This window comes from Curtobacterium sp. B18 (genome assembly GCF_000333375.1).
GTDB lineage: Bacteria > Actinomycetota > Actinomycetes > Actinomycetales > Microbacteriaceae > Curtobacterium.
In genome coordinates, this window is the sequence record NZ_BACZ01000738.1 from 1 (window position 1) to 19,273 (window position 19,273).

General features: G+C 71.9%; 18 protein-coding genes. 8 read left to right on the top strand and 10 right to left on the bottom strand.

Annotated features, from left to right (window positions below; all coding sequences use genetic code 11):
• The first annotated feature begins 223 nt into the window (after window positions 1-223).
• Window positions 224-718: a LysM peptidoglycan-binding domain-containing protein gene (locus I5E_RS23030; RefSeq protein ID WP_022908470.1), complete on the top strand. Its 495-nt coding sequence runs from the start codon at window positions 224-226 to the stop codon at window positions 716-718.
• 66 nt (window positions 719-784) lie between these two features.
• Window positions 785-1,306 (top strand): ribonuclease H family protein, encoded by a 522-nt coding sequence (locus I5E_RS19545; protein WP_022908471.1) that lies wholly within the window; start codon window positions 785-787, stop codon window positions 1,304-1,306.
• A 58-nt stretch (window positions 1,307-1,364) separates the two neighbouring features.
• On the opposite strand, the gene I5E_RS19550 is transcribed toward I5E_RS19545, so the two are convergent.
• The 3 genes from I5E_RS19550 to I5E_RS19560 all read right to left on the bottom strand — a co-directional run bounded on the left by I5E_RS19550 (window position 1,365) and on the right by I5E_RS19560 (window position 4,814).
• Complete coding sequence (locus tag I5E_RS19550) at window positions 1,365-1,616, bottom strand: DUF6458 family protein (protein WP_022908472.1); 252 nt, start codon at window positions 1,614-1,616, stop codon at window positions 1,365-1,367.
• A gap of 65 nt (window positions 1,617-1,681) precedes the next feature.
• Window positions 1,682-2,200, bottom strand: a complete 519-nt coding sequence (locus I5E_RS19555) for a GNAT family N-acetyltransferase (protein WP_022908473.1) — start codon at window positions 2,198-2,200, stop codon at window positions 1,682-1,684.
• A gap of 16 nt (window positions 2,201-2,216) precedes the next feature.
• On the bottom strand, window positions 2,217-4,814 hold the full coding sequence (locus I5E_RS19560) for a DEAD/DEAH box helicase (protein ID WP_022908474.1): 2,598 nt from the start codon (window positions 4,812-4,814) through the stop codon (window positions 2,217-2,219).
• A 102-nt stretch (window positions 4,815-4,916) separates the two neighbouring features.
• Between I5E_RS19560 and I5E_RS19565 the strand changes: the two genes are divergently transcribed.
• Window positions 4,917-5,933 carry an LLM class flavin-dependent oxidoreductase gene (locus tag I5E_RS19565; RefSeq protein ID WP_022908475.1) on the top strand — a complete coding sequence of 339 codons (1,017 nt, stop codon included), beginning with the start codon at window positions 4,917-4,919 and terminating at the stop codon, window positions 5,931-5,933.
• Between the two features lie 432 nt (window positions 5,934-6,365).
• Here I5E_RS19565 and I5E_RS19570 read toward each other — a convergent pair whose 3' ends face one another.
• Window positions 6,366-8,846: a beta-glucosidase H gene (locus I5E_RS19570; RefSeq protein WP_022908476.1), complete on the bottom strand. Its 2,481-nt coding sequence runs from the start codon at window positions 8,844-8,846 to the stop codon at window positions 6,366-6,368.
• Between the two features lie 177 nt (window positions 8,847-9,023).
• On the opposite strand from I5E_RS19570, the gene I5E_RS19575 reads away from it, so the two are divergent.
• Together I5E_RS19575 and I5E_RS19580 are read left to right on the top strand one after the other, a co-directional pair.
• Complete coding sequence (locus I5E_RS19575; RefSeq protein ID WP_022908477.1) at window positions 9,024-9,614, top strand: TetR/AcrR family transcriptional regulator; 591 nt, start codon at window positions 9,024-9,026, stop codon at window positions 9,612-9,614.
• Between the two features lie 118 nt (window positions 9,615-9,732).
• Window positions 9,733-10,596 (top strand): NAD-dependent epimerase/dehydratase family protein, encoded by an 864-nt coding sequence (locus I5E_RS19580; protein ID WP_022908478.1) that lies wholly within the window; start codon window positions 9,733-9,735, stop codon window positions 10,594-10,596.
• Window positions 10,597-10,626: 30 nt separating this feature from the next.
• Here the strand turns inward: I5E_RS19580 and I5E_RS19585 are convergent, their stop codons facing one another.
• Together I5E_RS19585 and I5E_RS19590 are read right to left on the bottom strand one after the other, a co-directional pair.
• Window positions 10,627-12,192 (bottom strand): DUF7059 domain-containing protein, encoded by a 1,566-nt coding sequence (locus I5E_RS19585; RefSeq protein ID WP_022908479.1) that lies wholly within the window; start codon window positions 12,190-12,192, stop codon window positions 10,627-10,629.
• Window positions 12,189-12,554, bottom strand: a complete 366-nt coding sequence (locus I5E_RS19590; RefSeq protein WP_022908480.1) for an ArsR/SmtB family transcription factor — start codon at window positions 12,552-12,554, stop codon at window positions 12,189-12,191. Before I5E_RS19590 ends, I5E_RS19585 begins: the two co-directional genes overlap by 4 nt.
• Window positions 12,555-12,651: 97 nt before the next feature.
• On the opposite strand from I5E_RS19590, the gene I5E_RS19595 reads away from it, so the two are divergent.
• Entirely contained in the window at window positions 12,652-13,908 is a 1,257-nt protein-coding gene (locus I5E_RS19595; RefSeq protein WP_022908481.1) for an MFS transporter, read from the top strand.
• A gap of 110 nt (window positions 13,909-14,018) precedes the next feature.
• Here the strand turns inward: I5E_RS19595 and I5E_RS23975 are convergent, their stop codons facing one another.
• From I5E_RS23975 to I5E_RS19620, 4 genes are all read right to left on the bottom strand, one after another.
• Window positions 14,019-14,462: a TIGR02611 family protein gene (locus I5E_RS23975; protein ID WP_022908482.1), complete on the bottom strand. Its 444-nt coding sequence runs from the start codon at window positions 14,460-14,462 to the stop codon at window positions 14,019-14,021.
• A gap of 236 nt (window positions 14,463-14,698) precedes the next feature.
• Window positions 14,699-16,387 (bottom strand): potassium-transporting ATPase subunit KdpA, encoded by a 1,689-nt coding sequence (gene kdpA / locus I5E_RS19605; RefSeq protein WP_022908483.1) that lies wholly within the window; start codon window positions 16,385-16,387, stop codon window positions 14,699-14,701.
• Window positions 16,387-16,476, bottom strand: coding sequence for a K(+)-transporting ATPase subunit F (kdpF, locus tag I5E_RS22265; RefSeq protein ID WP_042724093.1), 90 nt, complete (start codon window positions 16,474-16,476; stop codon window positions 16,387-16,389). The genes kdpA and kdpF overlap by 1 nt, the downstream gene beginning before the upstream one ends.
• 228 nt (window positions 16,477-16,704) lie before the next feature.
• The gene (locus I5E_RS19620) at window positions 16,705-17,649 is read right to left on the bottom strand and encodes a WYL domain-containing protein (protein WP_022908485.1); all 945 of its coding nucleotides are present in this window, start codon (window positions 17,647-17,649) and stop codon (window positions 16,705-16,707) included.
• A 61-nt stretch (window positions 17,650-17,710) separates the two neighbouring features.
• Between I5E_RS19620 and I5E_RS19625 the strand changes: the two genes are divergently transcribed.
• Both I5E_RS19625 and I5E_RS19630 read left to right on the top strand, forming a co-directional pair.
• The gene (locus I5E_RS19625; protein WP_022908486.1) at window positions 17,711-18,130 is read left to right on the top strand and encodes a VOC family protein; all 420 of its coding nucleotides are present in this window, start codon (window positions 17,711-17,713) and stop codon (window positions 18,128-18,130) included.
• Between the two features lie 110 nt (window positions 18,131-18,240).
• The gene (locus I5E_RS19630) at window positions 18,241-18,750 is read left to right on the top strand and encodes a hypothetical protein (protein ID WP_022908487.1); all 510 of its coding nucleotides are present in this window, start codon (window positions 18,241-18,243) and stop codon (window positions 18,748-18,750) included.
• Window positions 18,751-19,273 lie beyond the last annotated feature (523 nt).

The following is a 19,273-nucleotide window of genomic DNA, read 5'->3' on the forward strand; positions in this document are numbered from 1 at the left end:
AAGGCGCGAAGACTCACCCCCTTGAACCTCGAGCGGATCCAGGCCTCACGCCCGGGTGGCACCTGGCGGGACTGGCCCGAGGAGTTGCTCGCACCGTGCCACCGCAAGAGTTCGGGCGCCAGCTTCCAGGCGTTCTACGGCCGCATGGAGTGGGACAAGCCGTCGCCCACGATCACGACGCAGTCCTTCAACTTTGGGACCGCGGACGACGAACCCGCAGCCGATGTCGATCCAGTTCCGCCACCGCGTCGCCGGGTTCCAGGACGGCTACGACGCGGTCGCACGCGGGGTCGTGGAGTGGGACCGCGCGTCCGGACCGCCCGACTCGTACACGCTCGACGCCGGCGCACGGCCCGACTACCTGGCGAGCGCCGTCCTGGTGCCGATGTCGTCCGGCGACGGCAGCACCGACGCGGACCGCCCGTGGGTCGGCTCCGTGCTCGCGGTCGGCAAGCTGGCGTGGAAGATCCCGAACCCCTACCCGGACCTGCGCGTCACCGTCGGGAAGGCCCGCCCGGGTGCGTACGGGTACGTGAAGGACGTCGACGGCACGCCCACCTGGTACATGGTGTCGCACGGCGACGACCTCACCACGGTGTCGAAGCGCTTCGGCGTCACCCCCGAACAGTTCGAGTGGATGAACCCCTACCTCGAGCTCCGCGGGGACAAGTGGTTGAACGAGGACGCCACCGTCAACATCTCCCCCGCCAACCGCTGACTCCGGGAAGGTCCGTGCGGTCCGTTACGGTTGACCAGCACTCGCCACACCCCAGGAGGTCCCACCGTGACGATCGTCGCCGCAGCAGACGGCTCAGCCCTCGGCAACCCCGGCCCGGCCGGCTGGGCCTGGTACGTCGACGACGACCGCTGGGCGGCCGGAGGGTGGCCGAACGCCACGAACAACCAGGGCGAGCTGACCGCCGTCCTCCAGCTGCTCCGTGCGACGAAGGACACCGGTGAGCCGCTGCACATCCTGTGCGACAGCCAGTACGCGATCAAGGCGTGCACCGAGTGGCTCGCGGGCTGGAAGCGGAAGGGCTGGCGCAAGGCCGACGGCAAGCCCGTGCTGAACGTCGAGATCATCAAGGAGCTCGACGCCGAGCTGCAGGGCCGGAAGGTCACGTTCGAGTGGGTCCGCGGTCACGTCGGGCACGAGATGAACGAGGCGGCGGACGTCCGTGCCCGCGGTGCGGCGACCGCCTACCAGCAGGGCACCGACGTACCGCACGGGCCGGGCTGGCCCGGGGCCCCGGTCACCGAGCCGGCAGCGCTGCCCGAGGCGACACCACCCGCGACCCTGTTCTGACGAGCCCCCGGGCGCGTCGGCCGGCGCTCACGACAGCGGGCGCGCACGACAGCGCCGGTCAGTACGTCCCGTCGCGCCGGTCCTGGCGGGTGATCTGCTCCCCCGACGCCGGGTCGACCCCGCTCCGCGTCGTGGTCGTCGTCCGACGACCGCCGAACGCCACCGCGAGGCTGATGACCAGCAGCACGACGCCGGCGGCCATCAGGATGTAGCCGATCAGCCGCAGGTCGACGCCGGCGACCTGGATGTTCAGGGCGAACGCCACGATGGCGCCGATGACGATCAGGGCGATGCTCGATCCGATGCGCATGGCAGGTCCTCTCGGTTGGACCGCACACCGGTCGGCGCAGGGTCGCGGTCGAACATACCCGGACGTCAGAGTGCGCGTTCCCACAGAGCGACGGTGCTCTCCAGGTGGTCGTAGCGGTACGGCTTCGTCTCACCGGTCGGCCGGAAGCCGAGCGCCCACCAGAACGGCTCCGCCACCGATGCGTTCGTCCCGACGATCCCGAGGCGCAAGCGGTCCACCCGTGCGGCGGCCGGCGCCGATCGCACGAAGTCGATGACCGCGTCGTGCATCGCCCGTCCGAGCCCGCGTCCGTGCGCGTCCCCTCGGACGACCAGCAGCCCGATGTACGCGACAGCGGGCGTCGGGTACCCGAGCAACACGTCCGCGAACGCCACGAGCCGCTCCCCCTCCCAGAGCCCGAGGCCGGCCTTGCCCGCCGGATCGAACCCGTCCGGCACCGACAGCAGGGCACTCAGCGCGTCGGACGGCCCCGGCGGGTACCCGGTGATCCGCAACGCGTAGTCCGGCACCGACTCGAGCAGGTCCTGCAGCGCGGCGACGTCACCGTCGGCCGACGAGCCGCCGAGCTCGCGCACCACCGCCATCAGCGCACCACGCGCATCAGTCGACGTCCACGTCCGACCAGCCGTCGAACCGCCCGATCTCGGTCACCCGGATCACGGCCTCGCCCGCCGCGTCCGACGCGTCGAGGTCGATCGTGGCGGAGAACCCGAAGTCCTTGTCGCCGGCAGGGTCGGCGAAGATCTGTCGCGCACGCCAGACGCGCGTCGGGCCCGACGCGCCAGCCGAACCGGACACCCCGGTCGCCCCGGCCTCGTCGAACACCAGGTACTGCATCGACCGGGCGTCGGCATCGATCCCGATCGTGTCGTGCTGGTCGTAGTACTCCTCGAGCACGGCGTCCCAGGCGTCCTCGTCGAAGCCCGCGGTGCCGTCCAGCGCTGCGAGCCCGGCGACGTCGTCGGCCGCTGCGAGCAGCACGCGCTGGAACAGCGCGTTCCGCACGAGCACCCGGAAGGCGCGCGGGTTGCCGGTCAGGCGCGCGGGCTGCGGCGGCGCGATCTCCTCGTGCTCCGCCTCGGCGAGCGCCACGTCCCCGTTCATCAGCGCCTCCCACTCGTCGACGAGCGAGGAGTCGGTCTGCCGGACGACCTCGCCGAGCCACTCGATGAGGTCGTCCAGCTCGGGCGTGCGCTGCTCCTCGGTGATCGTCTGCCGCATGGTGCGGTAGGCGTCGGACAGGTACCGCAGCACGAGCCCCTCGGAGCGGGTCAGCTGGTAGAACCGCACGAAGTCGCCGAACGTCATGGCGCGCTCGTACACGTCGCGGACGACGGACTTGGGCGAGAGCGCGAAGTCGAGGACCCATGGCTGTTCAGCCGCGTACGCCTCGTACGCCGCCTCCAACAGCTCGGACAGCGGGCGAGGCCAGGTGACCTCCTCGAGCAGCTCCATCCGCTCCTCGTACTCGATGCCCTCCCGCTTCATGCGGGCGACCGCTTCACCACGCTCCTTGAACTGCTGCTGCGCGAGGATCGCCCGCGGATCGTCGAGGGTGGACTCGACGATCGACACCATGTCGAGCGCGTAGCTCGGCGACTCGGGGTCGAGCAGCTCGAACGCGGCGAGTGCGAACGGTGAGAGCGGCTGGTTCAGCGCGAAGTTCGGTGCGATGTCGACGGTCAACCGGTACTGGCCGTCGACCTTCTCGATGACCCGGGCGTTGATGAGCGTCCGCGCGATCGTCAGTGCCCGCCGGGCCATCGCGAGCTGCCGCGACCGGGGCTCGTGGTTGTCGAAGACGAGCGACCGGACGGACTCGAACGCCGAGCCGCCGCGTGCGACGACCGAGAGCACCATCGCGTGCGTGATCCGCATCCGCGAGACCATCGGCTCCGGCTCGGCCGCGATGAGCCGCGCGAAGGACGCCTGTCCCCACGACGCGAAGCCGTCCGGCGCCTTCTTGCGCTTGATCTTGTTCTTCTTCTTCGGGTCGTCACCGGCCTTGGCGACGGCGCGGGCGTTCTCGATGTCGTGCTCCGGCGCCTCGGCGACGACGTCGCCCTCGGTGTCGTAGCCGGCCCGCCCGGCACGTCCGGCGATCTGGTGGAACTCGCGGGCGGACAGCTGGCGCATCTTCGTGCCGTCGAACTTCGTCAGCCCGGTGAGCAGCACCGAGCGGATCGGCACGTTGATGCCGACGCCGAGGGTGTCGGTGCCGCAGATCACCGGCAACAGCCCGCGCTGGGCGAGCTGCTCGACGAGTCGTCGGTACTTCGGCAGCATGCCGGCGTGGTGGACGCCGATGCCCGCCCGGATGAGTCGCGACAGGGTCTGCCCGAACCCCGCGCTGAACCGGAAGCCAGCGATCGCCTCGGCGATCTGGTCGCGGCGTTCGCGTGACGCGACGCGCGCCGACATGAGCGCCTGCGCCCGTTCGAGCGCGGCCGCCTGGGCGAAGTGCACGATGTAGATCGGCGCCTTGCCCTCCTCCAGCAGCCGTTCGACGGTCTCCTGCACGGGCGTCATCACGTACTCGTACGTCAGCGGGACCGGCCGCGAGACGCCGGTGACCCGCGCGGTGGGGCGGCCGGTCCGGCGCGAGAGGTCGTCGGCGATCGTGGTGACGTCGCCGAGCGTCGCGGACATGAGCAGGAACTGCGCGCGTTCGAGCACGAGCAGCGGCACCTGCCAGGCCCACCCGCGGTCGGGGTCGCCGTAGTAGTGGAACTCATCCATCACGACCACGTCGACGTCGGCGTCCGGGCCCTGCCGCAGCGCGAGGTTCGCGAGGATCTCCGCCGTGCAGCACACGATCGGGGCGTCCGCGTTGACGCTCGAGTCGCCCGTCACCATGCCGACGTTCTGGGCGCCGAACAGGTCGACGAGCTGGAAGAACTTCTCGGAGACGAGGGCCTTGATCGGCGCCGTGTAGTAGCTCCGCTTGCCCTCGGCGAGGGCGGCGAAGTGCGCACCGGCTGCGACGAGCGACTTGCCGGTGCCGGTGGGGGTCGACAGGACGACGTTGGCACCCGACACGAGTTCGATGACCGCCTCGTCCTGCGCCGGGTAGAGCGGGCGACCGCCCTCGGCGGCCCAGGCAGCGAACGCCTCGTAGACGGCGTCCGGGTCGACGCCACCCTCGACCGCCGCCGGCAGGGCGGCGACGAGCGGGGGCTGGGTGGTGACGTCGGTCATGCGTCCATCCTCCCAGGTGCGGGTCCACCAGCCGGGAGGCGCGGTGCGGGCCCGACCCGCGCCTCCCGGCCGTCTGTGGATGCGTTCGCATACACTCGCGCCATGCGCGAACTCGGCTTCCTCTCCTTCGTCCCGAACCACGGCGGCACGGCCGGCGCGGCTGCCGCCCTCGAGGACGGCCTGCGGCTGTTCGAGACCGCCGAGGCGCTCGGCTACGGCACCGGCTGGGTCCGCGGTCGGCACTTCGAACCGTTCCTGACCAGCCCGATGACCTTCTTCGCAGCGGCAGCGCAGCGCACCTCGACCATCGGCTTCGGCACCGCGGTCCTCGGCATGCGCTACGAGGACCCGATCCGGCTCGCCGAGGACGCGAGCACGGTCGACCTGCTGAGCGGCGGCCGCGTGCAGCTCGGCATCTCGACCGGGATCGCCGGGTACGGCCCCATCCTCGACCCGGTGTTCGGCGGCTCCGACCGTAGCTTCCGCGACGAGGCCGAGGCCCGCGCGGCGCGGCTGCTCGAGGTGCTGCAGGGCGAGCCGCTCGGCAGCGCGGGGAAGGGCTACGAGAGCATCCCCGCCGGCGCCGACCTGACCCTGCAGCCCCTCAGTCCGGCGCTCCGCGATCGTGTCTGGTGGGGCGGCGGCAGCATGGGCACCGCGGTCAGGACGGCCGAGAAGGGCCTGCTCCTGCACTGCTCGACGCTCAACACCGAGGACACCGGCGCACCGTTCGCCGAGGCGCAGGCGGACCAGATCCAGGCGTACCGCGCGCGGTTCGCCGAGCTCCACCCGGACCGCACCCCGAAGGTCGCCGTCGGGCGGATCGTCGTGCCGCTGCTCGACGAGCACGACCGGGCCGTGCACGAGGAGTTCCTCACCGGCTACGCGAGCGGCATGGACGACGAGGGGCGACCGCTCTCCGGGAACCCGCCGTTCCGCTTCAGCACGGTCGTCTCCGGCGAGCCGTCCGCCATCGTCGACGCCCTGCTGGCCGACCCGGCCGTGCGGGCGACCGACGAACTCGTCATCACCCTGCCGGCGAACGGCGACACGGCGTCCCACGAGCGGATCCTGCGCATCGTCGCGGAGGAGATCGCGCCGGCCGTCCGCGACCACTGAGAGCAAGGGCATCCGGCGGGGCTCGCACCAGGGGTTGGTGAGGCTCCCCGGGAGCCCCTGCCGGATGACCATCTCGTCCCTGATCCGTACGGGATGGTGGACCCATCGTTTCACCTACCCGCCGGTTTGTCACACCGGATTGCGGTTCGTGGCCCCGAAAGTTGACGTTCGGTCACACCTTTTTCCCAGACTGGACGAAGCAACCGGTTGCGGCGCGACACCGCACCCCGTGAACGAACGAATGCGCCCCCGCGCGGACGCGGGGACGCATTCTGGACGCACCAGGACCGCCAGGGCTCCATCGGCCGGATCAGGAGGCCGTGTCGCACACGTGGCGATCCCTTCGCGGTGCGCGCGTCGACGGTAACCAGCCGTCAGGCGCAGGACGATGTTACTGAACGCAGCTTGGTTCCGCGCGGAAACCGGACGAAATCACGCCAGTTCGAGGGTCACGGTGCCGGATTCGGCTGCGACGGATGCGCCGACGTGCAAGGTGAACGCGCCCGGTTCGTAGGCCCAGGCGCCGTCCCAGTGCGCGAACGCCCGGGCCGGGACCTCGATCGAGACCTCGGTCGACTCGCCCGCACCGAGTCGCACGGGTGCGAACCCGACGAGCCAGCGGACCGGACGGTCGACGGCCGAGGACTCCCGCGACGCGTACACCTGCACGACGTGCTTGCCGGCACGGTCGCCCGTGTTCGCGACCGTCGCCGTCACGATGACGGCGTCGCCCTCGCGCACGGTCGGCGTCGCGGAGACACCGTCGATCGTCCAGGTCGTGTAGCCGAGGCCGTGGCCGAAGGGGTACGCGGGGGTGGTCCCGGCACGGAGCCACGCGCGGTAGCCGATGTGCACGCCCTCGTCGTAGGACACCTTGCCGTGCGCCGGGGTGACGTCGAGCACGGGCACGTCCGCCATCGCGGCCGGCCAGGTGGTGGGCAGACGACCGCCGGGCTCCGCGGCGCCCGTGAGGACGTCGGCGAGCGCGTTGCCGTACTCCTGACCACCGAACCAGGTGAGCAGGACCGCGGCGACGTCGTCCCGCCACGGCATCTCGACCGGCGAACCGGCGTTCACGACGACCACCGTGTTCGGGTTCGCCGCGGCGACCGCGCGGACGAGGTCGTCCTGGTGCCCCGGGAGTGCGAGCGACGAGCGGTCGTAGCCCTCGGACTCGACCTTCGAGTTGGTGCCGACCACGACGACCGCGACGTGCGCGCCGGTGGCGTCCGCGACGGCTGCCTCGATGAGCACCGACGGGTCCTCGTCGCTCGGCTCGGTGCCGAACTGGTAGGCCAGCACGCCGCCGAGGGTCTCGTCCTGGACGACGTCGTACTCGATGCGGATCGCGACGTCCTGGCCGGCCGTCACCGACACCGGCACCGACCGCGCCGGCGGGTTGAGGAACGCGGCGCCGAGCTGGTCGCCCTCGAACCCGACGAACTCGTCGAGGACGAGCGACCCGTCGATCCACATGCGGGAGTGTCCGGCCGCGCCGATGCCGATCCGGACGGTCCCGGTCGAGGGTGCGGTGTAGGTCGTGGTGATGTCGAGCCGGTCAGCCTCGCGCGTCGGGGCGTCGCCGCCGAACCAGAACAGCGCCGTGGCACGACGGTCCTCGACGTACAGCTCCTCGCCGTCCTTAACGAAGGCGACGCGTGCGCCGGGCTCGCCGGTGCCCGGGTTCGTGATGGTGGACAGCGGGAACTCCGCGATGCCCTCCTGCACGACCGCGCCGATGGCGTAGTCGACCGAGGCACCCGGGAACGCCGAGCGGATGCCGTCGAGCGGCGAGACGACCTGCGACGGCACGACCGTGGCCGAGCCACCGCCCTGGGTGCGGGCCTGGTCGGCGTTGTGGCCGATGACGGCGATGCGCGACACCGCGGAGGCGTCGAGCGGCAGGATCCCGGTGTTGCGGACGAGCACGGTGCCCTCGGCCTCGGCTTCGCGGACGAACGCGACGCCGTCCTCGACGTGCACGGGCTGCGCGGCCACGGGCTCGAAGCCCTCGAGTGCGCCGACGCGGGCGGCCAGGGTCAGGATACGGCGGACCTTGCGGTCGATCGCGGCCTCGGGCACCGAACCGTCCTGCACGGCGGCGAGCAGGGGACCCTCGCTCCACCACGGGTTCGGGCCGGGCATCGCGACGTCCTGGGACGCCTTCGCCGAGTCGACCGAGCGGACGCCGGTCCAGTCGGACACGACGATGCCGTCGAAGCCCCACTCGGAGTTCAGCGGCGTCTCGAGCAGGTCGTTCTCGGACGCCGTGACGCCGTTGATCGCGTTGTAGGACGACATGACCGCCCAGGCGTGCGCCTCGGTCACGGCCTTCTCGAACGCGAGCAGGTACAGCTCGCGGAGGGCACGGTCCGACACCTCGGTCGACGCGGTGAAGCGGTCGGTCTCGTAGTCGTTCGCGATGTAGTGCTTCGGGGTGGCGGCGACGCCGTTCTCCTGCACGCCGTCGACGTAGGACGCGGCGAGGTCGCCGGTCAGCAGCGGGTCCTCGCTGAACGCCTCGAAGTGTCGGCCGCCGAGCGGTGAGCGGTGCAGGTTGATGGTCGGGCCGAGCACGACGTCGACGCCCTTGCGACGGGCCTCGACGGCCGCCGCGGCGCCGTAGCGCTTCGCGATCGCGCGATCCCACGACGCGCTCAGGGCGGTCGCCGACGGCAGGTTCAGCGACGGGTCGCGCTCGTCCCAGACCTCGCCGCGGACACCCGAGGGGCCGTCCGACATGAGGATGCGGCGCAGCCCGATCTTCTCGATCGGCCAGGTGGTCCAGAAGTCACGCCCCGTCAGGAGCTGCACCTTCTCCGCGGTGGTCAGCTGGTCGACGAGCGCGTCGATGCGCTCGGTCAGCGGGCTGGTCGGACTGGAGGCGGTGCTCGCGTCGGTCACGGTGGTCACGGTGGTCGGTCCTCTCGTTCGGGAAGCCGCGGGCGCCGCTCGGACGGCCGGGGCTCCGTCGCCCACACCCACCGTCCACCGGGTTCGCCGCCCGCACTGGCAGCTACCGCACCGTACCACCCAAAACCGACTATCGGTTGGTTTTATGCGGACACACACGAGCGGTACAGTCTGGCCATGGCACGACGGGGTTCGTACGCAAAGGGCATCGCGAAGCGCGAGGAGATCCTCACGGTCGCGCTGGACCTCGTGGCGTCGCAGGGCTTCCGGCGGACGAGCATCAAGGACATCGCCGACGCCGTCGGGCTCACCCAGGCCGGACTGCTGCACTACTTCGACTCGAAGGACGACCTCTGGGTCGAGATCCTGCGACGGCGCGACGAGATCGACCTCGCACACGACTGGGACGCGTCCGACCCGGCGACCCTCCTCGCCGCGATCGTCCGGCACAACGCCGAGGTCCCGGGGCTCGTGCAGATGTTCGTGAACCTGTCCGCCGCGGCCGCTACCGACCCGGAGCACCCCGCACACGAGTACTTCCGCGAGCGCTACGACCGGAGCCGGCAGAACCTGTCCGCCGACTTCCGGGCCATGCAGCAGGACGGGCGACTGCGGGACGACGTCGACGTCGAGGAACTGACGAGCGTGCTGCTCGCCGTGTCGGACGGCATGCAGATCCAGTGGCTCTTCGACCCGACCCGGGACATGGCCGAGCACGTCGAGCTCGTCGCCCGGCTGGCCACCGCCCAGGTCACCCGCACCGTCTGACGCCGCACCGCCCGGGTCCACCGCAACGGGGTACGGACAGGGCCTGGTCGCCCCAGGCCGAGCCGGGCAGGATGGGCGGTGCCCGGAAGGGTTCCCGACGACGATGTGGAGTGACGCGATGACGCGTGTAGTGGTGACCGGCGGCAGTGGGAAGCTCGGGCGGGCGGTGGTCCGCGACCTCGACGAGCACGGGTACGACGTGGTCCTGGTCGACCGCGTGCCCTCCCCCGACAAGCCCGAGCGGGTGCAGTTCGTCCGCACGGACCTCACCGACCACGGCCAGGTGCTGAACGTCCTGCTCGGCATCGACGACCGGTACGACCACGTCGACGCGGTGGTGCACCTCGCCGCCGTCCCGGCCCCGGGTCAGGTGCCGGACGTCGCCCTCATCACGAACAACGTGACGTCGTCGATCAACGTCTTCCACGCCGCGCGCCAGGCCCGGGTGAAGAACGTCGTCTGGGCGTCGAGCGAGACCCTGCTCGGCATCCCGATGGGCGAGCACCACCCGCCCTACCTGCCCGTCGACGAGGAGTTCCAGGTGCGCCCGCAGTCCTCGTACTCGCTCGGCAAGGCGGTCGAGGAGGAGATGGCCCGGCACTTCACCCGCTGGGACCCGGAGCTCAAGATGATCGGCCTGCGGTTCTCGAACGTGATGGACGAGACCGACTACCCGGCGTTCCCGTGGGACGCCACCCCCGAGGCGAAGACGTTCAACCTCTGGTCCTACATCGACTCCCGTGACGGCGCCCAGGCGGTGCGGAAGGCACTCGAGGCCGAGCTCACCGGCTTCGAGGCGTTCGTGATCGCGAGCCCGGACACGGTCATGGACACGCCGACGATCGAGCTCGTCGAGCGGTACGTGCCGGACATCGAGCGCCGCGCGGACATCGACGGCGTCAGCTCGCTGCTCTCGTCCGACAAGGCCCGCGAGCTCCTCGGCTACGCACCCGAGCACAGCTGGCGCGACCACCGCGCCTGAGCACGGCCGGACCGGCCACGGTCCCGGTCGTCAGCCTGCCGGGACGAGCAGCCCGTCGAGCACCAGGTCGCGCGCCGCCGGCAGCAGGTCGGCGGCGAGCGCCTGCTCGTCCACCCCGGTGATCTGCGCGAGGGCGCCGATGATCGCCGCCACCGACAGCTCGCCGTCGCACGCACCGACGAACGCGGCGAGCGCGGTGTCGGCGTCGACCCGGCGACCGAGTCCACCGCCCTGCACGAGCGTCATCACGGTCGGGTCGTCGTTGCCCGGCCAGTAGTACCGTTCCTCGGTGACGTCGCCGGCGACCGCGAGGTGCGCGGCGGCGAGGGCCTGGTCGTCGTGCGCGGCCAGCCACGCCGCCGCGTCGAGGACGCGAGCGACCGTCGCACCGAGGCCCGCGGGGTTGGACCCGAGCGTCTCGGGGACGCGCTCGAAACGGCGGAGGTGCACCGCGCCTCCCGGCCCGGGGCGGCGCACCACGACGTAGCCGAAACCGACGCCGGTCACCCGGCGGGCGGCGAAGTCGTCGAGCCAGGCGCCGACGAGCCGGTCGAACTCGGACGATCCGGGCTTCGTGCCGCCGTCGCGGATCCAGGTCTCGGCGTAGGCGGCGGGGTCCTGCCGCTCCCGCTCGACGACCCACGCGTCGAGCCCGCGCCCGTCGGTGTCGGCGCGCTCGAACCAGGAGCGCACGCGGTCGAGGCCGTCCGTGCCCCAGTGGTACTCCCAGTTGCCGAGCAGCTGCGCGGTCCCGCCGGGTTCGAGGTGGTCGCCGAGCCCCGTCAGGACCGTCTCGACGAGCGCGTCGCCGACCATGCCGCCGTCGCGGTACTCGTAGGCGGGGACACCCTCGCTGCGGGGCGTGATGACGAACGGCGGGTTCGAGACGATCCGGTCGAAGCGCTCCCCCGCGACCGGTTCGAACAGCGACCCGGAGCGGAACTCGATGCCGTCGATGCCGTTGAGCATCGCGTTGAACCGGGCGATGTCGAGGGCCCGGTGCGAGATGTCGGTGGCGACGACCTCGGCGGCGAAGCGTCGGGCGTGCATCGCCTGGATGCCGCATCCGGTGCCGAGGTCGAGCACGCGCCGGACGGGCACGGGGACCTGCAGGCCGGACAGCGTCGTCGTGGCACCGCCGATGCCGAGGACGTGTTCCTCGCCGAGGGCCGTCCCGAGCGCGAGTTCGCCGAGGTCGGAGACGATCCACCAGCTGCCGGCGCCGAGGTCGTCGACGAAGGCGTACGGCCGCAGGTCCACCGCGGGGTGGACGGTGCCGGCCTCGGTGCGGACCAGCCCCGCCGACGCGACGGCGGAGGCCCCGGCGGTCGGGAACGCCGCGTCGGCGTCGACCCGCGACACCGGGAGTCCGAGCACGAAGAGCGTGGCGAGCGTCGTGAGCGGGGTCGTCGGGCGCGCGCGCAGTGCCCGGAGCGCTGCGACGCGCGATCCGCGGTGGAGCGACGCGGCGGCCTCGGTCCCCCACAGGGCGTCCACCCGTTCGACGGTGAACCCGGCGTCGGTCAGGTCACGGCGGAGGGCATCGGTGACGTCCGCCTCGGGGACGATCGTCGGGAGCGTGTGCACGGCGCTCACGCCGGGACGTCCTCGCGCATGAGGGCCGCCGGGACCTCCCACGCGAACACGAGGTCGAGGAGCCCGGGGAAGCGCCGCTCGACGTCCTCGACGCGGACCCGGCTCGACCGCGTGAGCCCCTCCTGGTGCTGCTCGAGGAGCCCGGCCTCGCGCAGGACGCGGAAGTGGTGGGTGAGCGTCGACTTCGGCCGGTCGATCCCGACCCATCCGCAGCTGCGGATGCCGCCGGCGGCGTCGACCAGGTAGCGGTGCAGGATGGCGAGCCGGATCGGGTCGCTCAGGGCGTCCATCACGACCGGCAGGTCCATCTCGGCCACGGTCGGCTGTGGCAGGTGTTCGGGAGCATCCACGGTCGCGGGCATGGACGGGACGCTACCACCGTTCCCCTCGCAGTACGACTTGCGTCGTACAGCGGACTGCTGTACGAATGCACTCGTACTTGATTCGGAAGGGGCGCTCATGGCGCAGTCAGCTCGGTCGGTCGCGGGGTTCTGGATCCTCGCGGCGATGCTCCTCGTGTCCGTCGCCTCGTCGGCGGTCCCGTCGCCCATCTACCCCGTCTACGCCGCCGAGTGGCACCTGACCCCGCTCATGCTCACCGGGGTGTTCGCCATCTACGTCGCGGGTCTCCTGGCGAGCCTGCTCGTCGCCGGACGCTTGTCGGACCACGTCGGCCGGAAGCCCGTGCTCGTCGTCGGTGGCCTCGGGGTGGCCCTGTCCCTCGGGCTCTTCGCGATCGCGGACGGCGTCGGCGCCCTCGTCGTCGACCGCATCGTGCAGGGCGTCTCGGTCGGCCTGCTCATCGGTGCGCTCGGTGCGGCGTTGATCGACAACTCGCTCGAGCGCCACCCGTCGCTCGCCGGCGTGCTGAACGGCGTGATCCCGCCGATCGCACTCGCCACCGGCGCCATGTCGAGCGGCGCCCTCGTGCAGTGGGGCCCCGCGCCGGAGCAGCTGGTCTACGTGCTCTTCGGCGCGTTGCTCGTCCTCATGGTGATCGCACTCGTCGTGGTCCCGGAGCGGGTCACCCGACGACCGGGCGCCCTCCGCTCCCTGGCGCCCCGGATCAGCGTGCCGCGTGCCTCGCGCCGACTCTTCCGCAGCGTCGCCGGGTCCCTCATCGCGAGCTGGGCCCTCGGCGGGATGTTCCTCTCGCTCGTCCCGTCGGCACTCGGCGCGGTGTTCGGCATCACGAACCACTTCGCCGCCGGCGCGCTCATCGCCGTCGTCACGGGCGTCGGCGCGCTGACCGGGCTCGCGACGCAGCGGATGGACGCCCGCCGTGCCGTCCTGGTCGGCCTCGTCGCACTCGTCCTGGGACCGGTCGTGACCGTGGCGTTCGTGTTCGCGCACTCGCTGCCCGGGCTCGTCGTCGGGAGCGCGATCGCCGGCGTCGGCTTCGGCGCCGGGTTCCAGGCGCCGCTCCGGATGCTGCTCGCCACCGCGGCACCGACGCACCGTGCGGGGTTGCTCTCCACGATCTACGTCGTCAGCTACCTCGCGTTCGGGGTGCCCGCCGTCGTGGGCGGACTGCTCGAACCCGCCGTCGGTCTCGTGCCGGTCATCGCCGGGTACGGCGCGTTCATCGTCCTCGCCGCGGCCGTCGCCCTCGTGCTGCAGCTCGTGTCGCGGGACGCCGCCGTCGTCGAGGAGCAGGCCGCCGAGGTCCTCGAGCGCACCTGCACCGGCTCGGTCCAGGTGTCCCCGGCAGACTAGGCGCGCACCGAACGCCGAACGCCGAACGCCGAACGCCGAACGCCGAACGCCGACCGCCGAACGCCGAACGTCGTCCGCCGGACTCCGACTGCCGTCCGAGGGCGACGGGGTCAGTGCCCGGGTCGCGCCCGCTTCGCCCCGCGCCCGCGGACCCCGACCGTGCGGGCAGCACCCGTGTGCGCCGCGTCGACGTCGGCCTTGCCGCGGTCCGCAGCGTTCCGCAGCCACCGGGGACCGTGCGCCTTCGCCCAGTCCCAGAAGCGGTGCAGCAGCGCCCGGAGCCACGTGATGATCCGGTGGAAGAAGTGGAACTCGCTCGCGAGGATCGTCAGCCCGATGAACACCACGAGCCACCCGGGACCGGGCAACGGCACGAGGATCAGGCCGATCACGACGACCAGGCCGCCGACGATCCCGACGAGCACCTTGTAGACGAGGTGCAGGTGCGGACGTGCGTGGATCCAGGCGCGCAGGTCGTGGAACCACTGGAACCGCCGGTGCGGCGTCTCGGCGCGTTCGACCGCGTCTGTCCGGTGGTTCGGGTCGCCTTCCATGTGCGGCAATGTAGGGCGCGCGGCTGGGAATCCGCGGCGCAGGCGGTGGGCGTGCGGTGCATCCGCGGCGGCCTGCCGGGGCGGTGGACGCCACCGCCCTGCGGCGGCCGGAGGCGCGGACCGGGGCCGACCCGCGCCTCCCGTCAGGCGATGCGGTGCCAGGCCTACCCGCGCTTCCTGTCAGGCGATGCGGTCGAGGCGCGTCACGCGTGCGTCCTTGGACGTCGACGGTGCGTTCATCGTGCGAGCGCTTCTGCGAGGGGTCCCAGTGCGAGCACCGGGAAGTAGGTGAGGGCGGTGACGATCACGGCCACGCCCCCGAGGAGGCCGATGAACAGCGGCCGGTGGGTCGGCAGCGTGCCGGCGGTCGCGGGCACCTTGTCCTGCTGGGCGAGGGACCCGGCGAGCGCCAGGACGAACACCATCGGCACGAACCGTCCGAGGAGCATCACGACGCCGAGCGACGAGTTCATCCACGTCGTGTTCGCGGTGAGGCCGCCGAACGCCGAGCCGTTGTTGTTCGCGCCGGACGTGTAGGCGTAGAGCAGCTCGGACAGGCCGTGGTTGCCCGGGTTGAAGATGCTCGTGCCGGTGACCTGCTCCTTGACGCCCGGGATCACGAGGGACAGCCCGGTCGCGAGGAGGACGAGCGTCGGGGTGACGAGGATGTACAGCGCGGCGAAGGTCATCTCGCGGGCACGGATCTTCTTGCCGAGGTACTCCGGGGTGCGGCCGACGAGGAGCCCGCCGATGAACACCGTGATGACGGCGAGCACGAGCATGCCGTACAGCCCGGAGCCGACACCGCCGGGGCTGATCTCGCCGAGCATCATGTTCAGCATCGCCATCATCCCGCCGATCGGCGTGAAGCTGTCGAACATGCCGTTCACGGCGCCGGTCGAGGTGGCCGTCGAGGTCGTGCCGAACAGGGTGGTGCCGAGGATCCCGAAGCGGACCTCCTTGCCCTCCATGGCCGCACCGGCGGCGTGCGTGGCGGTGCCGGCTCCGGCGAGTTCGAACGCCGACATGACCGAGAGCGACACGAGGAAGATGGCGCCCATGACGGCGAGGATCGCGTAGCCCTGGCGGTCGTCGCCGACGATCCGGCCGAAGGTGCGCGGCAGCGAGAACGGGATGACGAGCATGAGGAAGACCTCGACGAGGCTCGTCCACGCCTGCGGGTTCTCGAACGGGTGGGCCGAGTTCGCGTTGAAGTAGCCGCCACCGTTCGTCCCGAGCTCCTTGATCGCCTCCTGCGAGGCGACGAAGCCGTCCGGGATGTGCTGGGTGCCGCCGGTGAGCGTCGTGACGTCGACGCCGGTGCCCCAGGACTGGATGACGCCGCCGGCGACGAGGACGATCGCGAAGACGAACGCACCCGGCAGGAGCAGCCGGCCGGTGCCGCGGACGATGTCGACCCAGACGTTGCCGATCGTCCCGGTCCGGCGACGGGCGAACCCACGGACCAGCGCGACGGCGACGGCGAGCCCGACGGCCGCGGACAGGAAGTTCTGCACCGCGAGCCCGGCCATCTGCACGGTGAAGCCCATGGTGGCCTCGGGCGAGTACGACTGCCAGTTCGTGTTCGTGACGAAGGACGCCGCCGTGTTGAACGCGAGCGACGGCCCGACGTTCGGCAGCCCGAGGTCGCCCGGCAGGACGACCTGGATGCGCTGCAGCAGGTAGACGACGAGGAGCCCGACGACGCTGAACAGCAGGACACCGCGGAGGTAGACGGCCCAGGACTGCTCGGCGTCGGGGTCGACGCCGATTACACGGTAGACGCCGCGCTCGATCCGGGCGTGCTTCCTGCCCTCGTAGACGCGGGCCATCCAGTCACCGACCGGGCGGTAGCAGACGACGAGGAGCAGGACGAGGGTGGCGACCTGGGCGATGCCGGCCCAGGTGTCGGCCGCGGAGCCCATCAGAACTTCTCCGGCCGGACGAGCGCCCAGACCAGGTAGACGACAGCGGCGACGCCGAGGACGGCGGCGGCGATGGTGATGCCGATCACAGCCGCTCGACCCCCTTGGCGATGAGGGCGACCACGCCGAACACGGCGAGGACACCGGCGACGACGAACACGTCGAACACTTGGGACTCCGTAGGTTGCACGGGCCCGGCACCGGACGGCGCGGACCGGCACCACGTGTGGTGCCGAACCGATGGTGGATCCGGCACCGCGCCTCCGGGCCCGTCCTGACGGTTCCCTAACGCGCTCCTGACACACGCATGCGCGTCACTAACGCGCGACGGCCCCGCGCAGCCGCTCGGCGAGCACCGCGGTCGCCGCGCGGAGCTCGTCGGGACCCTCGACCGTGAAGTCCGCGGTCGCGGCGGCGAAGGCCGCCGCGAGGCCCGCCCACGACCACGACCCCCGCGTCAGACGGCACCGGTCGGGGCCGAGCGGTTCGAGCACGGCGTCGTCGGGCAGGTACGGCGCGATCGTCTCCGCCGCCACCTCGAGCACCGCGGTACCGGTGCAGGGCCAGACGTCGTCACGGTCCGACCCCTTGAACCGTGCGGCCACGAACGCCGCCGGGTCACCGCCCGGGACCGGTCGCGGCACGAACGGCAGGCGCGTCCGCATCCGCGGGGTGATGCGGTCGATGCGGTGGGTGCGCCAGTCCTCGCGGTCGAGGTCCCAGTCGAGGAGGTACCAGCGACCGTTCCGGGCGACCACGGCGTGCGGCTCGACCCGGTGCGGCGTCTCGTCGGCACCGTAGCCGAAGCGCAGGACCTCGCCGAGGTGGACGGCCTCGCTCACCGCGACGAGGACCTCGGGGTCGACGGGGTCGCGACCGGCCGAGGTGACCGCGTGGACGGCGTCCACCCGTGCGCGCAGCGGTGCCGGCATCACCTGTCGCACGGTCGCGAGGGCCCTGGCCGCCGACTCGGCGATGTCCGCTCCTGACGCCGGGGCCACGGCGAGCGCGATGGCGATGGCGACCGCCTGGTCGTCGTCGAAGAGCAGCGGCGGCAGGTCCGCGCCCGCGCCGAGCCGGTACCCGCCGGCCGGGCCGCGCAGGGACTCCACGCGGTACCCGAGGCCGCGGAGCCGGTCGACGTCGCGACGGAGCGTGCGCGGGCTGACCTCGAGCCGCTCTGCCAGCTCGTCGCCGGGCCAGTCACGGTGCACCTGCAGCAGCGAGAGCAGAGCAAGCATGCGCGAGGACGGTCCGGACATGGTTCCAGTATCGATCGAGAAGCGGACACGATCTGACCGCAATGCCGTCGATGCTGGTCCCATGAGCATCGAGACGACAACCCACCTCAACTTCGACGGACAGGCCCGCGAGGCCCTCGACTTCTACGCCGCGGTCTTCGGCGGCCAGGTCGCGTCCATGACCTACGGCGCGATGGGTGCCTCGGACGAGCCGGCATGGGCCGACCGCATCGTGTGGGGCCAGGTGGCCACCGACGCCGGTCTGCGCGTCATGGCGTTCGACGTCTGGCCGGGACAGCCGTACGACCAGGGCACCAACGCCTTCTACGTGTACGTGCACGGGGACGACGCGGCCGAGGTCGAGCGGTACTGGGCCGCCCTGTCCGAGGGGGCCGAGATCCGGCAGCCGCTCGGTCCGTCGGCCTGGGCACCCCTGGCCGGCCAGCTCCGTGACCGCTTCGGTGTGATCTGGGCGCTCGACGTCGCGGCACCGACCGAGTAGCGCGCAGGTGTGGCCCGGGGACGGTCCCCGGGCCACACGCACGTCGACTGCCGGCTGCGCGGTTTCCGAGCCACTTCCCCACGAAAACCGACCGCCGGTAGCGTGCCGGCATGCCCGAGTACCGACCGATGCCCGGCTACGAGCTCGGGGACGGGTGGGTGGACGCCCGCCGACGCCGGACCCGGTTCGGCCGCGTGTGGCGCTGGGTCGGACCGCCGGTCGCGCTCGTCGCCGTGGCCGCGGCCGTCCTGCTGTTCCGCTGGTACGCCGGCGTCGCCGACCAGGTCGAGTGGGAGTGCGCCGTGTCCTCGTGCGGGACGAACGACCCACGGTCCTTCGCTCCGGAGGGCTGCTGGGTACTCCTGGTGCTGGCCGCGCTCGGCGTCCGACGGCTGCCGGGGCGCTGGTGGTGGCGAGCCGCGCTGCTGCTCGGGTTCGCCGTCGTCGCCGCGTGGTCGATCGACTGGTGGCGGATGCCGGGGATGGACCTCGGCCTGTTCGTGACCCCGATCGGCGCGGGCGGTGTCGGCGCCGTGCTGCTGCTCGCCCGGGTCGGCATGGCGGTCGACCGTGCGCGCGGACGGTCGCACACCGCCCGGCGGTCAGCGACCCGTGGCTGACGGAGCGGGGGCCACGGTCAGGTCGCCGGACTCCACGTACTGACGGTCACGGTGGCGGTCACGCTCGTCGGCGCGAACACCTGCGCCGGGTCGACGTGGTGGTGACTCGGCCCCATGTGCACCACGTCGTGCACGTGCCGGTGTGCCGGACGCCCTCGACGGTGACCGTGCGGCGGTCATCGAGAGCGAGTTCGGGCACGACGGGTTCCTCATCGAGCACGAAGCGATCGGCGCGCACCTGCGGCGGCTGCTCGACTGAACGACGGGCGACGGGGTGCGCACCGCCCGCGCACCCTCGCGCACCGCCCGCGCACCCTCGCGCGCCGTTCTCATTGCAGCCGCCATAACAATCGCGGCACCATCCGGTCGGACCGGGCGCGCCGAACACCCCCCAACGGGTGTCGCGCGTGGAATGATGGCGTGGTGCCCAGCCCGAACCAGGCTCGGCCTTCCCTCCGCACCACCGCCACAAGCAGGACACCGATGGACTTCATCGCACAGGAACGCGACCGCTGCTCCGTCG

What these genes read in the sequence shown, in the direction of transcription:
- kdpA (WP_022908483.1), bottom strand. Translation starts at nt 16,387, where the DNA reads ATGGGCTCCGCGGCCGACACCTGGGCCGGCATCGCCCAGGTCGCCACC.
- I5E_RS19625 (WP_022908486.1), top strand. Translation starts at nt 17,711, where the DNA reads ATGAGCATCGAGACGACAACCCACCTCAACTTCGACGGACAGGCCCGC.
- I5E_RS19550 (WP_022908472.1), bottom strand. Translation starts at nt 1,616, where the DNA reads ATGCGCATCGGATCGAGCATCGCCCTGATCGTCATCGGCGCCATCGTG.
- I5E_RS19595 (WP_022908481.1), top strand. Translation starts at nt 12,652, where the DNA reads ATGGCGCAGTCAGCTCGGTCGGTCGCGGGGTTCTGGATCCTCGCGGCG.
- I5E_RS23030 (WP_022908470.1), top strand. Translation starts at nt 224, where the DNA reads ATGTCGATCCAGTTCCGCCACCGCGTCGCCGGGTTCCAGGACGGCTAC.
- I5E_RS23975 (WP_022908482.1), bottom strand. Translation starts at nt 14,462, where the DNA reads ATGGAAGGCGACCCGAACCACCGGACAGACGCGGTCGAACGCGCCGAG.
- I5E_RS19555 (WP_022908473.1), bottom strand. Translation starts at nt 2,200, where the DNA reads ATGGCGGTGGTGCGCGAGCTCGGCGGCTCGTCGGCCGACGGTGACGTC.
- I5E_RS19575 (WP_022908477.1), top strand. Translation starts at nt 9,024, where the DNA reads ATGGCACGACGGGGTTCGTACGCAAAGGGCATCGCGAAGCGCGAGGAG.
- I5E_RS19560 (WP_022908474.1), bottom strand. Translation starts at nt 4,814, where the DNA reads ATGACCGACGTCACCACCCAGCCCCCGCTCGTCGCCGCCCTGCCGGCG.
- I5E_RS19580 (WP_022908478.1), top strand. Translation starts at nt 9,733, where the DNA reads ATGACGCGTGTAGTGGTGACCGGCGGCAGTGGGAAGCTCGGGCGGGCG.
- I5E_RS19565 (WP_022908475.1), top strand. Translation starts at nt 4,917, where the DNA reads ATGCGCGAACTCGGCTTCCTCTCCTTCGTCCCGAACCACGGCGGCACG.
- I5E_RS19630 (WP_022908487.1), top strand. Translation starts at nt 18,241, where the DNA reads ATGCCCGAGTACCGACCGATGCCCGGCTACGAGCTCGGGGACGGGTGG.
- I5E_RS19590 (WP_022908480.1), bottom strand. Translation starts at nt 12,554, where the DNA reads ATGCCCGCGACCGTGGATGCTCCCGAACACCTGCCACAGCCGACCGTG.
- I5E_RS19620 (WP_022908485.1), bottom strand. Translation starts at nt 17,649, where the DNA reads ATGTCCGGACCGTCCTCGCGCATGCTTGCTCTGCTCTCGCTGCTGCAG.